Consider the following 13,132-nt stretch of genomic DNA (forward strand, 5'->3'; position numbering starts at 1 on the left):
CAGCGCGCGCCGACGTGGTAAAGGGGGAGTCCAACGAGGGAGGCGCTTACTCGCTCTCGTGGGGCACTGACATGACGACGGCCTCGCCCGACAGAATCTGCTCGGTCTCCCCGTCCTCGCCCTCAGCCTCGGCGACCGTCTCGACCCGAATCCTGTCGTCGCCCAACTCCTCTTCGACGGTCACCGTCGCAGTCACGGTCTGGCCCGGCCGGACAGGGTTCTGGAACGTCAAGTCCTGCGAGAGATAGACGATGTCGCCCGGCAGGTCCGCGAGCGCGGCGCTGACGACGCCCGCCGAGAGCATCCCGTGGGCGACGCGGCCGCCGAAGAACGTCTCGGCGGCGTACGCCTCGTCGCGGTGGATGGGATTGTCGTCGCCGGTCAAGTCGGCGTAGTCGTCGATTGTCTCCTCGGTGACCGTCAGCGTGGCTTCGGCGGCGTCCTCGACAGTTGCGACTGGCATGGTCGAACGTCGCGCCCGCCGGTGAATCAATCCGGAGGTTAACATGTGAAAGGGGGTTTTCAAGGCGGCTTCGTTCGTGGGATGACCTATGCCTTACGCGGACAACGACGGAATTTCTCTCTACTACGAGACCATCGCCCCGGAGGACGACGAGGATGCGCGCGACGCCGAGACCGTCGCGCTCGTGGAAGGGTTGGGCTACGGCCGGTGGATGTGGCGCTGGCAGAAAGACCGACTCGCCGAAGAGGGCTACCGCGTCGTCGTCTGGGACAACCGCGGCACCGGCGACTCCGACGCGCCCGACGGCCCGTACACCGTCGCCGAGATGGCCAGCGACCTCGAAGCAGTCCTCGACGCCGTCGGCGCGGAGCGCGCCCACGTCGTCGGCGCGAGCATGGGCGGGATGATAGTCCAGCAGTACGCGCTCGACTACGACCGCGCCGAGAGTCTGGGCCTGCTCTGCACCAGTCCCGGTGGCGACGAGGCGCCCGAGACCCCAGAGGAGACCCAAGCCCGGATGTTCGGCGTGCCCGAGGACGCGGACGAGCGCGAGGCCATCCGGTACAAGATGAAGCCCGCGATGACCGACGAGTTCTGGGCGGAAAACGACGACCTCATCGAGAGTATCGTGGATTGGCGACTGGCGGGCGACGCGAGTGACGCCGCACGCGAGGCCCAAGCCGCCGGAGTCGCGCGCTTCGACGCGAGCGACCGACTCGGCGACATCGAGGTGCCCGTCCTCGTCGCCCACGGGACCGCCGACCGCGTCCTCCCGGTCGAAAACGCCGACCTGCTGTACGAGGCGCTGCCGAGCGCCCAACGCGCCCGCTTCGAGGACGGTTCGCACCTCTTCTTCATTGAGCAGGCCGAGACCGTCAACGACCGCCTCGCGGAGTTCCTGAGCCATGCGTAGCCACCGCCAGCGCCCCTACGACTGGGTGGGCGCGTGGAGCGAGAAGCGCGCGCAACTCTCGCCCGACGCCGTCGGACTCGTGGACGCGACGACGGGCGAGCGGTTCACCTACGCCGAGTTAGACAGGCGAGCGAATCGCACCGCCCGCTTGCTCCGCGAGGAGGGCGTGACTGGCGACGCGGGAGGCGACGAGGACGGGGAGCGCGTGGCGGTCATCTCGCGGAATCGCCCGGAACTCGTGGACCTCTTTTTCGCCACGGCGAAGACTGGCGGAGTTCTCGCTCCGCTCTCCCACCGCCTCGCCGCGGGCGAGTTGGTCGAGATGCTGAACGACGTGGACCCCGAACTCCTCGTTGTCGAGGACCCCTTCGCGGACCTGGCAGAAGACGTGCTGGCCCGCGAGGACCGCGAGTTCGACTGCTCGGTCCGGTCGCTATCCGCGCGCGACTCGGACGCCACGGCGTCCGAGTCGCGCGAACTCGCGGCCGACCCGTGGGCCGACGCGCTCCCCGACAACGACTCGCCGGTCGAAACCGCCGACGCGTCGATGGACGACCCGCACCTCTTTCTCCACACTGGGGGTTCGACCGGAGTGCCCAAGGAGACGGTCCTCACTCACGGCTCTATCCTCTGGAACTCGTTCAACACCATCACGGCGTGGGGCCTGCGCCCCGAGGACGTGACGCCCATGGTGTTCCCGATGTTCCACACCGGCGGGTGGAACGTCCTGACGGTCCCGATGTTCCACCTCGGCGCGACGGTGGTGCTGGCCCGCGAGTTCGAACCGGGCGAAGTTCTGCACCTCGTGGAGTCGGAGGGCGCGACGGTCCTCGTCGCGGTTCCGGCGGTCCTCCGGATGATGACCGACCACGACGACTGGGAAGCGACCGACCTCTCGACGCTCCGGTTCGCCAAGTCGGGCGGCGGTCCCTGCCGGGAATCGGTCATGGAGACGTGGTGGGACAGGGGCGTGGACCTCTCGCAGGGCTACGGCCTGACCGAGTGTGGCCCGAACAACTTCACGATGCCTGATGGATGGTCCCGCGAGAAGGCCGACAGCGTGGGCGTGCCCGTCATGCACGCCGACGCGCGCGTGGCGAGCGAGGACGGCGAGGAACTGCCCGCGGGCGAAATCGGCGAACTCGAACTAGCGAGTCCCCACGCGGCCGACCGCTACTGGCGAAACGAAGCCGAGACCGCCGAGACGTTCGGGAAGTGGGTCTCGACGGGGGACCTCGCGCGCACGGACGACGACGGCTACGTCTACATCGAGGGCCGGAAGAAGAACATGTACGTCTCGGGCGGCGAGAACGTCTATCCCGCCGCCGTTGAGGACCGCATCGCCGACCACCCGAAGGTCGAGGAGGTCGTCGTCGTCCCGGTTCCCGACGACCAGTGGGGACAGGTCGGGAAAGCGGTGGTGCAGGGTGACGAGTCGCTGACGCTGGCCGAACTGACCGACTTCTTGGGGGGGAAACTCGCCCGGTTCAAGCGACCGCGCCATCTGGCGTTCGTCGGCGAGATGCCCACCGCGGGACCGTCGAAAATCGACCGGCAGGCCGTAAAATCGGCGTTCGGCGAGGAGTGAGTCGGTGAGAAGCGATTCGGCGAGAAGCGAGGTCGGCGGTTACCGTTCCGTCCGCGACTGGCGTTCCTACAGCAGTCGTTCCCTGACGAACCGAGCCAAGGTCGGGATGTCGTCGCTGTGCATCAGTTTCAGGATTCCTCGGACGCTTCCGGCGTTGGCCTTCCGGAGCGCGTCGCCGTCAACCCGATTCAGGTCCTGAATGAGCGTGTCGTAGCGCTCGTTCGACACGAGATAGAGCAGTTGGGTCATCAGGAGTCGCCGCCGCATCTTCGGGGCGACCCGTTCGTGCCAGAGGTCGTCGTAGATGGCGAGTTTCTCGGCGGACGTGTCACGGTCGTTCGACATAAAGCAGCGGTCGGCGGTGACCGCGGCCGCTCGGCCCGACTTCATGCAGGTGTAGATGCCCTCGCCCCAGAGCGGGTCGATTGTCGGCACGGTGTCGCCGATGGCCATGAAGTTGTCCGTGCTGAAGCCGTCGGGCATCTGGATGTGGGCCGACCCGCGGTGCTGGTTCCCGGCGATTCGCTCGGCCGATTCGAATCGCGGGTCGTTGTCCAGCCAGTACTGGAGGTAGCCGTCGATGCCCATCCCGTCTTTGGCGTAGTTGCGGTGGGCCTCGTTCTGGATGTAACAGAGTCCGACCTTCGCGGTGTCCTCGCCCGTGTGGAAAATCCACGAGTAGCCGCCCGGCGCGAGGTCGTGGTCGAGGCGAAGCATCATCGCGTCGGTGAGGTCGGCGTAGCCGTCCGCGTCGATGTCGATGCCTTCCAATTCGTACTCGACGCCGATAGCCTGATGCTCGCGTTCGAGACCAGTCACGCCGAGGTCCTTGGCCAGCGGCGCGGCGGGACCGGTCGCGTCGATGACGATGTCGCCGTACACCTCTTGGTCGCCGTTGAATCGGACGCCGACGATATCGCCGTTCTCCATGATGGGCTTGGAGACGCGGGCGTCGAACCAGTATTCCGCGCCGTCCTCGCGGGCGTCGTCCGCGAGGAAGTTCTTGAACTCCGCGAATTCGAGGACCGCGCCGGGTTGGTACCGGACGTAGTGTTCGTTGGGCGACTCCAGCACCACGTCGTTGGTGTAGTTCATCACCACGTCGTCGGGGATACCGAACGTGCCCATCATCGAGGGGAACGTCCCGGCTGTGGATTTGTTGCTCTGGGCGGGGAACTCGTCCTCGGACTCGGTTTCGAGGACGACGACATCGTAGCCGCGCTCGGCCAAGTCCCGAGCGCACTGCGCGCCCGCCGGTCCAGCACCCGCGATTACTACGTCGAAGTGGTCAGACATAGAGTAATTCCTCGGAAGTAGGTCCAGACGGCATCTCCGTTCCGAATCGTCGGGCGGGCGGGTCGCCGGTCGGCCCGCGGATTCGGTCGGCGTCGAAGCAGTCGCGCGAACCTACCGGCGTGGGGACCCCGCACCCCGCGTCGCCCCCGGCGGCCCGGTCGCTCGGCGAGGTCCGCTCGCCGGTGTCGTATTCGTCCGCAGTCATCTCTACTGCCTGTAGTCACCTCTCCCTTAAAAAACGGACGCAAACGCTCTCACACGGAAATTCTGTTGGCGCGGAGCGGGCAAAAGACGAGACGTGTCAGACCGCTTTTCAACTGCTTCGAGCGGCCGGACTACTCCGAGTCGCTGACTACCGGGGTCTCCTCGTACCCCTCGCGGACGCCTCGAACCGTGTAGGAGAACTCGAAGTCACCCGTGCCGTCGCGCGACTGGACCACGATGGAGTCGGTGGTGCGCTCGGTGACGGCGAGACCGGGCACGTCGATCTCGTAGGGCGTGAGTTGGACGACAAGGTCCTCGTCGTCGGACGTGACCATGCCGAAGTGTTCGGGGAGGTCGATTTCGGCGCGGCCGTCGTCGAGTTCGGCGACGCCGGTGGTCTCGGTCTGGGCTTGGTCGGCCTCGACGGCGGTGTAGGCGACCTGCTTCTCGCCGTCGGCCGTCTCGACGGACTGGACGAAGTTCTTGGTGCCGGTAGCCTCAAAGTCGCCTTCGACGCGAACATCGCCGTTCGCGCGAATTGAGTACGCGTCCGGATTCGAGCTAATGGCGGAAGCGTAGAGACCGTACGAGGTCCCGCTATCGTCGCTTGAGATGGCTTGGATTGCCGACGCACCGGTGTTGGTGGTCGCTACGAGTCCGGAGTTTCTGTTCGAATGAAGATCGAGCGGGACACCTGTACCCAGTTCAATATTAAGTCCTGTACCATCGAGTGAAGACGAACCCCATGTCTCACCCATGTGGTCGTGGTCAGTCGAGGCTGACGCATTCCCCGCGAAGGCAAACGGAAGGCCTGCGAGCGCGGCTAGTTGGAGGAGCGAGCGGCGGTTAGTGGCACTATCTGCGTCGTCTAGTTTCTCGTCCTGCATACAATTAATAATAACACTAACCAAATTTATTTCTTTCTGATTCTACAACGTGGAATTTTCTAGGCCGGTTCGCCAGTTTCTGACAAGTCCGTGACCGGCGACCTACGAACTCGCCCTGTCCGTCGTGGTCTCCTCTCCGCGAGACGCCGTGGCGACCACCGCGGAGTCGCCGTCTCTCCGGTGGACCACCTCGACGGTCTCCGGCACGCTGTCGCGCAACCCCAAATCGGCGGCGTACTCGACGGTCCCGACACACTGCACGCACACGCCCGCGGTCGGGTCGGTCGCGGCGACGACCACCCTGAGCGCGTCGGCGGAGGAGACCGCGACTTCGGCCAGTCGCGCGCCGTAGCAGGGGTTCGGCACGCGAATCGCCCCCGACACGCCGACCGACTCCTCGCCGAAGGAGACGTTGGCGTCGTCGGCCGACCCGCAGGTGCCCTGAAACGCGGTGAACGTTCGCTCGACCACCGCGAGCGGACAGGCCTCCTCGGTCGTCGTCACCGACTGGACACCCCCGTCGGGCGCGACGCGCACGGCCGTCCGCGAGTCGTTGCAGTCGAACTGCGAGCGCGAGAGTTCGACGGTCCGGGCGGTCGCGTCGCCGTTCGCCGCGACCGCCAGCGCGTAGTCGCCGGGTTCGAGCAGTCGGAGCGTCAGGTAGCCGTCGGCCGGGAACTCGACGCGCCGGTCGAGCGTCGCGGTTTCGCCGCCTCGCGTCAGTCGGAGCGCGATTGTCCGCGCTCGGTCGCTGGCGTTCCAGACCCGGATTTCGTGAGGCCGGGCGTTCTCCGGCGTTAGGACGCCCGTCCGCGTCCCGACCGAGACCGTGGCGAACGGCAGGTCGGCCGACGACTCGATGCCGTCGAACTCCTCGCCCCCGGTCGTCGTTTCCCTCATCGTGGTCGTTTCGGTGTCCTGTCCCGCGCCCCGCGCTCCCATCCCGAGGAGGCCCGTCAGTCCGACGGTTCCCGTCCCCACGGCCCCGAGTAGCTCCCGTCGATGCATTGACGACGCCACGACGCAGCCGAAGTTACGCTTTGTGGGGACGGTTCTCTATTTCGCGCGAGACAATTCCTGTATGGCTCCCATCATTTGATATCCTCTTTAGAGAAATTAATTTAAGTAAGAATTTCTAAGAAATATTTATTCTTCTTGGGGGAGAGAATTAAATTTCATGGTCGATGAGAAAGACCAAAGCGCTGGCGCAATGAATCGTAGAAACTTCCTCAAAGGCTCCGCCGCGGCAGGGACCGGGGTCGTCGGACTTAAAGTTTCCACGGGCCCCGCCATCGCTTGTTCGACGTACGACGGATGTGAGAAAACCAGCTTGACGACGTCTTACGACTCGTTAAGCGGCTTCACGACCTACCTCGGCTCTGCCCTTCACCGATGGGACGTCGCCGCCAAGGACCCACCCAGTGGAGAAGACTACTGGCACCACAGTTTCAGGATGGCGGGAGACGCCTCCTGCGAAGAGAACGGGTCGAAGGCTTCGGAGGTCACCTCTCAGAGCATGCTCATCGAGAACACCGATACGTCCTACCTGAGCGTCTTCACCTCGAAGAACCAGCGTGAACTCGGCTTCGGCCCGGAAGGGACCGGTGACCTAGGTGACGGCAGTGACGTCGTGAGCGCTGCTACCGCAGTTCTCGGTGCCGCGGCTACCGCTGCGGGTTCGACGGCGGCCAGTTACGCTCTCAGTGCGACGACGTTGGCTGAGATACTGGTGCGGACACTCGATGGATACTCCGAGAGCAACAACAACTACGACCACGTCGCCACCTACGCGGGGACGGGTGGTGTCGCCCAGTGTGGCCACCACCTCAACTTCTACGTGGACGAGTACGACGACGGCGACCCGTACGCCACTAACAATCTCAACATCTACTCGGAGGTCGGCCTCGCCAGAAACGGTTGGGACGTCGCCTTCGGTGACCGCGGTGTGTCGATGACGTCCGGAAGTGTCTCGACTTCCGGCGACGGGTCGACCGATTCGACCACGCCGGATTACGAGTGGACGACCCCACAAGAGATGAGTCAAGAGCAAGTCGATCACTTCGGGATCAAGAAGACGAGAGCGGAGAACATTCCGAACCACGTCCTCCGAGAGATGGACGTCGATTCGAAATTCTACTACGTGGCAGAGAACCCACCGATCACTACGACCCCGATCACGAACTGAGACCCGTTACTGGGTCTCCACCCGTGCCACCTCTATTTGTTCCCCCTCGACGACGTGAGAGACGACCGCGATATCAATGTCCTCTGGGAGCGTGACCGTCGCCGAGTAGCCGAGCGTCCCGCGACACGACGTGCAACTCTCGACGCCACCGTCAATTGCAGTTACGTCGAGATACACCCGTTTCGGCGATTTCGAGTTCGCAGTCGTAAAAAGTGAATAATCGAGTGTCCGGCACGTATCCTCGACGCCGAACGCTCCTCGTATCGAGAGTTTCTGTCCGTTCGATTCGCACTTCGCGGTCTGTGACACCTCTCCGCAGTTTCGGCTCTCTACGGCGATTTTCCCGTCACCAGAGGAACTCTCAGAGCCGAGCATCCCCAAACAGCCGGTAGAAAGAAGCGTGGCGGCCACGGCGGAGAATTCTCTTCTCATCATGTTCGGTTACAATTTTCGCGCAGTAAAGTATCTTCTTTATAATTTTTCTGATCCGTTTAAATTCGGACTGCGGCCCGATGCAGTCGTCCGGCGACGGTAGTGGAAAGTCGCCTATCGGGGAGGTGACTGCGAACCACCGAACGTGCCATTACCGAACTCGCGCGTAACTACGAATCTCCGACCTCGAAAGCAGTAGTCGCGGGGACCTATCGAGAAGAAAGAGCGACGAGCGCGGCGTCAGTAGAACTCGCGGACGAGGTCCATCGCGCCCTCGGGCGCGCCGTCCGGAATGTCGGCCATGTTGGAATCGAGACCGTGGAGGTCCGAGTAGGGAACGCTCTCCTCGTCCTGATAGAGGATACCCTGATACTCCTTGTCGGCGTCGAGAATCTTGTCTTTGGCCGCGTCGCGGTCGGTCGGGTCGTGGTCCTCGTCGTCGAGGTCCACGATGGAGTCCCGGAAGTAGTCGTAGGTGTCCACGTCGTTGAACGTCACGCACGGCGAGAAGACGTTCACGAAGCCGAAGCCGTCGTGTTCGATGGCCTTCTGGACGATTTCGGCGTGGCGCTGGGCGTCCGTGGAGAACGACTGAGCGATGAAGCTCCCGCCCGCCGAGAGGGCGAGCGCGAGGGGGTTGACCGGCGGCTGTTTCGGTCCCTCGGGGGTCGTGCTGGTCTCGAAGTCCTCGCGCGAGGTCGGCGAGGCTTGGCCCTTGGTCAGCCCGTAGATGCGGTTGTCCATGACGCAGTAGGTCATGTCCACGTTCCGGCGGACCGCGTGGATGAAGTGACCCGCGCCGATGGAGTAACCGTCGCCGTCGCCGCCCGCGACCATCACTTCGAGGTCGGGGTTGGCGAGTTTGACGCCCGTGCCCACGGGGAGCGCGCGGCCGTGGACGCCGTGGAGCGCGTAGCTGTGCATGTAGGTGCCGATTTTGCCGGAACAGCCGATGCCCGCCACGACGAAGGTGTTGTCGGGGTCGTTGCCCGTGTTGGCCAGCGCCTTCATCATGCCGTTCATCGTGCCGAAGTCCCCGCAACCCGGACACCACGTCGGCTGCTTGTCGGATTTGAAGTCGGTGAATCTAACGTCTGAACTCATGCTTCGACCTCCTCGCTCTGGAGTTTTGCTTCGATTTCCTCTGCAAGTTCGTCGGCCTTGAATCTGATGCCGTTGTACTTGTTCACCCGCTTGACGCGAGTGAGGGCGTCGTGTTCGAGGATGTCGGCGAACTGTCCGCTCTCGTTACACTCGACGACGATGACCTCGTCGGCCGCCTCGATGTCATCGCTGAGGTCGGGCCGCGGGAAGATGTACGGCACCGAAAGGAACCGAACGTCGATGTCCTCCTCGTCGAGGTAGTCGAGGGCTTCGCGCATCGCGCCCTCGTTCGAACCCCACGAGATGACGAGGTTATCCGACTCGGGGTTCCCGAACTCTCGGGGACTCCAGTCTTCCTCGTTCTGGGCGGTCTCGACTTTCCGGTTGCGCTTGTCCACCTGCTCGATGCGGACATCCGTGTCCTCGGTCCGTCGGCCGAGCGCGTTGTGTTCGAGACCGGTGGACATGTGGGCCGCGTTCTCCGTGCCGGGGAGCGCGCGCGGACTGATGCCGTCGGCCGTCGAGAAGTGGGGCTGGAAGCGGTCGCGCTCGTCGGTCCACGCCTCGACCTCGTCGTCATCCACGACCTTACCGCGGTCGATTTCCACTGCGTCCATGTCGAAGACCTCCGGGTCGAAGGTCTGCTCGGTGACGGCCATCGAGAGGTCCGCCAGCAGGAAGACGGGCGTCTGGTACTTCTCGGCGAGGTTGAACGCCTCGACCGTCTTCTGGAAACACTCGCCGACGTTGGTCGGTGCGACGACGAACCGCGGAATCTCGCCGTGGCCGCCGTACAGCGTCATGTTGAGGTCGCCCTGCTCCTGCTTGGTCGGCATCCCGGTGGAGGGACCCGAGCGCATCACGTCGGCGATGACCAGCGGGGTCTCGCTAGTTGCGACGAGACCGAACGTCTCGGTCATCAGGTCGATGCCCGGCCCGGACGTGGCGGTCATCGAACGGGCACCGGCGCGGGCCGCACCCAGCGCCATGTTGATAGCCGAGAGTTCGTCCTCGGCCTGCACGACTTCGCCGCCGAACTGCTCGATGCGCCCGGTCAGATACTCCATTACGTCGGTCGCGGGCGTGATGGGGTATCCGGCGTAGAAGCGACATCCGGCCGCGATTGCGCCCATGCCGATGGCCTCGTCGCCGTTCAGCAGGACGTAGTCGTTGTCGGTGGTGTCGAGGTCGTAGTCGAACTCGTGGTCGAACTCCTCGGCCACGAACTCTTGGCCCTTGCGGGCGGCGTCCTTGTTGTTCGAGACGATGGATTCGCCCTTGTTGCCGAACTTCTTCTCCAGCGCGGAGTCGAGGTTCTCGATGGGGAAATTGGTCACTTCGCAGGCCGCGCCGAGCGCGACGATGTTCTGCATGATGGCACCGCCCGCCTCCTCGGCGAGGCGCTGCAGCGGGACCGATAGCCCGGTCATGTCGCCCGGAATCTCGATATCCTCCATCTCGGTGCGCTCGCCGTCGTAGATGATGACGGAGCCGTCGTGGAGTTCGTCGAGGTTCTCGTCGATGGTGCGCTCGGTCAGCGCGACGAGGATGTCGAGGCGGTCAACGACGCTCTCGACGCGGTCGGTCGAACTCCGAATCTTGTAGGCGGTGTAGCCGCCCCGGATTCGGGACGCGAAGTCCTTTGAAGTGAAAACGTGTCGTCCTGCGCGGGAAAGCGCCTGCGCGAAAATTTTCCCGGTAGAGTCGATCCCATCGCCGGCTTCTCCGCCGATGGCCCAGTTCAGGTCGTCTGGCATTCCTAACTAGCCGGTAACCCATGCCAAATCAAAAACCTTCTGAAGCGCCCCTGCGGCAAGGGTTTCCGATACCGACTCGCGGCCGCAGTCGGAGGCTCTTTAGTCGCGCCTCGGCAAGGAAGTGACATGGACGGAACCGAAGTCGCGGTCCGCTCAGTCGAGACGGTCGGCACCGACACCATCGCGCTCACGCTGGAGACGCCCGCGGGATTCGACGCCCACCCCGGTCAGTTCGTCCAGCTAGCCGCGACGATAGACGGCGAGGAGGTCACGCGCCACTACACGCTCTCGTCGCCGGACGCCGACGAGACCTTCGAGACGACCGTCGAGGTGGACCCCGAGGGGTCGCTCAGTCCCTACCTCGCGGACCTCGAACCCGACGACGCGGTCGAGGTTGCCGGTCCCTTCGGCGACGCCTACTACGAGAGCGAGGAGAGCGTCGTCGTCCTCGCGGGCGGGCCGGGCGTCGGTCCCGCGGTCGGCATCGGCGAGCGCGCGAACGAGGACGGAGCGACCGTCACGGTAGTCTACGAGGACGACGAACCCGCCCACGAGGACCGACTGACCGCGCTCGCCGACGCGGGCGCGACGGTCGCAATCACCGACGACGTGAGTAGCGAGGACGTGCTGGAAGTCCTCGCGGACGCGCAGGGCCAGACGTTCATCTACGGCTTCGCGGACTTCCTCGACCGCGCGACGGCCGCGCTCGACGCCGCGAACATCGACGCCGAGGACGCCAAGACCGAGAACTTCGGTCCCGCGCCCGACAGCTAACTCTTTCAGTCAGTGTTCCACGAACTCGATTAGGACGCCGCCGGTCGATTTGGGGTGGAGGAACGCGACATCGTGGCCCCACGCGCCGGGTCGCGGTTCGTCGTCGAGCAGTGTGACGCCGTGGTCGCGCGCGGTGTCGAGCGCCGTCTCGATGTCGTCCGTTTCGAGCGCGACGTGATGGATTCCCGGTCCGTTTCTGTCCAGATACTGCGAGATAGTGCCGTCTTCGAGCGGTTCGAGCAGTTCGAAGTAGCTATCGCCGAACTCAAGGAAGACGATTCGGAGGCCGTCGAACTCCTCCTCGTGGATGACCGGAACGTCGAACAGGTCGGCGTACAACTCCGCGAGGTCTCCGGCCTCCTCGGTGGCGATTCCGACGTGGTCGATGTGCATGTGCGAGAATATCGCGTCGTCGGAGTATAGTTTCCGGGGTCTTTGGCTCAGTATCTCGGTGAGGACAGAGCTACGCGTTCCGAGATGGTTAGCAGGGACACACTGTTTCTGTGAGCAGTTGATACTACGATGCGTGTAAGATACCACCGAAAAGTCGGTCGAAGACCGACCGTCGTTAGCCGTCGGCGCACCAGGAACCGCACCAGTCGTGGTCCAAGGGGCTGAATCCGAACATTACTTTCTCACCTCCATTGTTAGTTAGTCACTATCTACCACATAAATTTATCTAAACCAAAGAATTTAAAATGGTTGTTAGCTCACACCAGGACTCTCAGTCACGTTCCACTCTGACCTTTTTGTCGGACTATCTCGAACTCCGACTTAGTGCAAGCAGTCTTCTTCGACCTCGACGGCACGCTGGTCGCGCTCCCCGACGATTTCGCGGCAGTCTTCCAGGCGGCGCTGGCCGACCACGGCGTCCGCGCCGACGCCGAGCGCCACGAGTGTTTCACCGAGGCGTTCTTCTACTACCTCGGCGAGTGCCGCGCCGACCCCTACCGCGCGGCGATGGCCGACCTGCGCACCGAGTACGACCTCGCTCCGCCCGCCGAGGCGCTGGCCGAGAGCTATGCCGAGCGCGAGGCGGCCGCGACCGAACTCCGGCCGGGTGCCCGCGACGCGCTCGACGCGCTCGCGGCGGCCGAGTCCGACGACTCGGCCGCCGACGTTGCGCTCGGCGTCCTGACCAACGGCGGCGCGCGCGGTCAGCGCCGAAAGCTGGCCGTCCACGACCTCGCAGACTACTTCGAGTCGGTCGTTATCTCGGCGGACGTCGGCGCGGGCAAGCCCGACCCCGAAATCTTCGCGGCCGCGCGGGACGCGATTCCCGCCGACGAATACGCTTTCGTCGCCGACGACTTGGACCGCGACGTGCGCGCCGCCCAGCGAGAGGGATTCACGGGCGTCTACGTGGCCGAAGACGACCGAGGAGACGGGATAGCCTCGGAAGCAGGAGAGAGCGCGGAGCGACCCGACCATTGCGTCGGGTCGCTCCGCGAGGTTCCCGCGCTGTTCAAGTAGTCCCGCTGCAAGTGGGGGCGTCCGCAGCGAGGGTGCCGAAAGCTTGTTGTCGCGTG

At 64.3% G+C, this 13,132-nt stretch carries 14 protein-coding genes; 5 read left to right on the plus strand and 9 right to left on the minus strand.

Annotation, left to right across the window (positions count from 1 at the left end; all coding sequences use genetic code 11):
• Nucleotides 1-46: 46 nt before the first annotated feature.
• Complete coding sequence (locus EP007_RS11220) at nt 47-463, minus strand: MaoC family dehydratase (RefSeq protein WP_128477738.1); 417 nt, start codon at nt 461-463, stop codon at nt 47-49.
• A gap of 88 nt (nt 464-551) precedes the next feature.
• Here EP007_RS11220 and EP007_RS11225 point away from each other — a divergent pair, with 88 nt between their 5' ends.
• Nucleotides 552-1,376 (plus strand): alpha/beta fold hydrolase, encoded by an 825-nt coding sequence (locus EP007_RS11225; RefSeq protein WP_128477739.1) that lies wholly within the window; start codon nt 552-554, stop codon nt 1,374-1,376.
• Nucleotides 1,369-2,964: an AMP-binding protein gene (locus EP007_RS11230; RefSeq protein ID WP_128477740.1), complete on the plus strand. Its 1,596-nt coding sequence runs from the start codon at nt 1,369-1,371 to the stop codon at nt 2,962-2,964. The genes EP007_RS11225 and EP007_RS11230 overlap by 8 nt, the downstream gene beginning before the upstream one ends.
• A gap of 66 nt (nt 2,965-3,030) precedes the next feature.
• On the opposite strand, the gene EP007_RS11235 is transcribed toward EP007_RS11230, so the two are convergent.
• From EP007_RS11235 to EP007_RS11250, 4 genes are all read right to left on the minus strand, one after another.
• Nucleotides 3,031-4,260 (minus strand): digeranylgeranylglycerophospholipid reductase, encoded by a 1,230-nt coding sequence (locus tag EP007_RS11235; protein ID WP_128477741.1) that lies wholly within the window; start codon nt 4,258-4,260, stop codon nt 3,031-3,033.
• Entirely contained in the window at nt 4,253-4,465 is a 213-nt protein-coding gene (locus EP007_RS11240) for a hypothetical protein (protein ID WP_128477742.1), read from the minus strand. Before EP007_RS11240 ends, EP007_RS11235 begins: the two co-directional genes overlap by 8 nt.
• Nucleotides 4,466-4,595: 130 nt before the next feature.
• Entirely contained in the window at nt 4,596-5,351 is a 756-nt protein-coding gene (locus EP007_RS11245; RefSeq protein ID WP_128477743.1) for a hypothetical protein, read from the minus strand.
• A 102-nt stretch (nt 5,352-5,453) separates the two neighbouring features.
• Nucleotides 5,454-6,359, minus strand: coding sequence for a hypothetical protein (locus EP007_RS11250; protein ID WP_128477744.1), 906 nt, complete (start codon nt 6,357-6,359; stop codon nt 5,454-5,456).
• A gap of 169 nt (nt 6,360-6,528) precedes the next feature.
• On the opposite strand from EP007_RS11250, the gene EP007_RS11255 reads away from it, so the two are divergent.
• Nucleotides 6,529-7,536: a twin-arginine translocation signal domain-containing protein gene (locus EP007_RS11255; protein WP_128477745.1), complete on the plus strand. Its 1,008-nt coding sequence runs from the start codon at nt 6,529-6,531 to the stop codon at nt 7,534-7,536.
• A 6-nt stretch (nt 7,537-7,542) separates the two neighbouring features.
• Here EP007_RS11255 and EP007_RS11260 read toward each other — a convergent pair whose 3' ends face one another.
• The 3 genes from EP007_RS11260 to EP007_RS11270 form a co-directional block, all read right to left on the minus strand.
• A complete protein-coding gene (locus EP007_RS11260; RefSeq protein WP_128477746.1) occupies nt 7,543-7,971 on the minus strand; it encodes a hypothetical protein in 429 nt (142 codons plus the stop codon).
• A 237-nt stretch (nt 7,972-8,208) separates the two neighbouring features.
• A complete protein-coding gene (locus EP007_RS11265; protein WP_128477747.1) occupies nt 8,209-9,072 on the minus strand; it encodes a 2-oxoacid:ferredoxin oxidoreductase subunit beta in 864 nt (287 codons plus the stop codon).
• Nucleotides 9,069-10,829, minus strand: a complete 1,761-nt coding sequence (locus EP007_RS11270; protein WP_128477748.1) for a 2-oxoacid:acceptor oxidoreductase subunit alpha — start codon at nt 10,827-10,829, stop codon at nt 9,069-9,071. The genes EP007_RS11265 and EP007_RS11270 overlap by 4 nt, the downstream gene beginning before the upstream one ends.
• A 126-nt stretch (nt 10,830-10,955) precedes the next feature.
• Between EP007_RS11270 and EP007_RS11275 the strand changes: the two genes are divergently transcribed.
• Nucleotides 10,956-11,603: an FAD-dependent oxidoreductase gene (locus EP007_RS11275; RefSeq protein ID WP_128477749.1), complete on the plus strand. Its 648-nt coding sequence runs from the start codon at nt 10,956-10,958 to the stop codon at nt 11,601-11,603.
• A gap of 9 nt (nt 11,604-11,612) precedes the next feature.
• Here EP007_RS11275 and mce read toward each other — a convergent pair whose 3' ends face one another.
• Nucleotides 11,613-11,996, minus strand: coding sequence for a methylmalonyl-CoA epimerase (mce, locus tag EP007_RS11280; RefSeq protein ID WP_128477750.1), 384 nt, complete (start codon nt 11,994-11,996; stop codon nt 11,613-11,615).
• 384 nt (nt 11,997-12,380) lie between these two features.
• Between mce and EP007_RS11285 the strand changes: the two genes are divergently transcribed.
• Nucleotides 12,381-13,076 carry an HAD family hydrolase gene (locus tag EP007_RS11285; protein ID WP_166035554.1) on the plus strand — a complete coding sequence of 232 codons (696 nt, stop codon included), beginning with the start codon at nt 12,381-12,383 and terminating at the stop codon, nt 13,074-13,076.
• Nucleotides 13,077-13,132: the final 56 nt, after the last annotated feature.

The sequence above is a fragment of the Halorussus pelagicus genome (genome assembly GCF_004087835.1).
Lineage (GTDB): Archaea > Halobacteriota > Halobacteria > Halobacteriales > Haladaptataceae > Halorussus > Halorussus pelagicus.

Coding starts and splice junctions, on each gene's coding strand:
- EP007_RS11220 (WP_128477738.1), bottom strand. CDS start 463: ATGCCAGTCGCAACTGTCGAGGACGCCGCCGAAGCCACGCTGACGGTC.
- EP007_RS11225 (WP_128477739.1), top strand. CDS start 552: ATGCCTTACGCGGACAACGACGGAATTTCTCTCTACTACGAGACCATC.
- EP007_RS11230 (WP_128477740.1), top strand. CDS start 1,369: ATGCGTAGCCACCGCCAGCGCCCCTACGACTGGGTGGGCGCGTGGAGC.
- EP007_RS11235 (WP_128477741.1), bottom strand. CDS start 4,260: ATGTCTGACCACTTCGACGTAGTAATCGCGGGTGCTGGACCGGCGGGC.
- EP007_RS11240 (WP_128477742.1), bottom strand. CDS start 4,465: ATGACTGCGGACGAATACGACACCGGCGAGCGGACCTCGCCGAGCGAC.
- EP007_RS11245 (WP_128477743.1), bottom strand. CDS start 5,351: ATGCAGGACGAGAAACTAGACGACGCAGATAGTGCCACTAACCGCCGC.
- EP007_RS11250 (WP_128477744.1), bottom strand. CDS start 6,359: ATGCATCGACGGGAGCTACTCGGGGCCGTGGGGACGGGAACCGTCGGA.
- EP007_RS11255 (WP_128477745.1), top strand. CDS start 6,529: ATGGTCGATGAGAAAGACCAAAGCGCTGGCGCAATGAATCGTAGAAAC.
- EP007_RS11260 (WP_128477746.1), bottom strand. CDS start 7,971: ATGATGAGAAGAGAATTCTCCGCCGTGGCCGCCACGCTTCTTTCTACC.
- EP007_RS11265 (WP_128477747.1), bottom strand. CDS start 9,072: ATGAGTTCAGACGTTAGATTCACCGACTTCAAATCCGACAAGCAGCCG.
- EP007_RS11270 (WP_128477748.1), bottom strand. CDS start 10,829: ATGCCAGACGACCTGAACTGGGCCATCGGCGGAGAAGCCGGCGATGGG.
- EP007_RS11275 (WP_128477749.1), top strand. CDS start 10,956: ATGGACGGAACCGAAGTCGCGGTCCGCTCAGTCGAGACGGTCGGCACC.
- mce (WP_128477750.1), bottom strand. CDS start 11,996: ATGCACATCGACCACGTCGGAATCGCCACCGAGGAGGCCGGAGACCTC.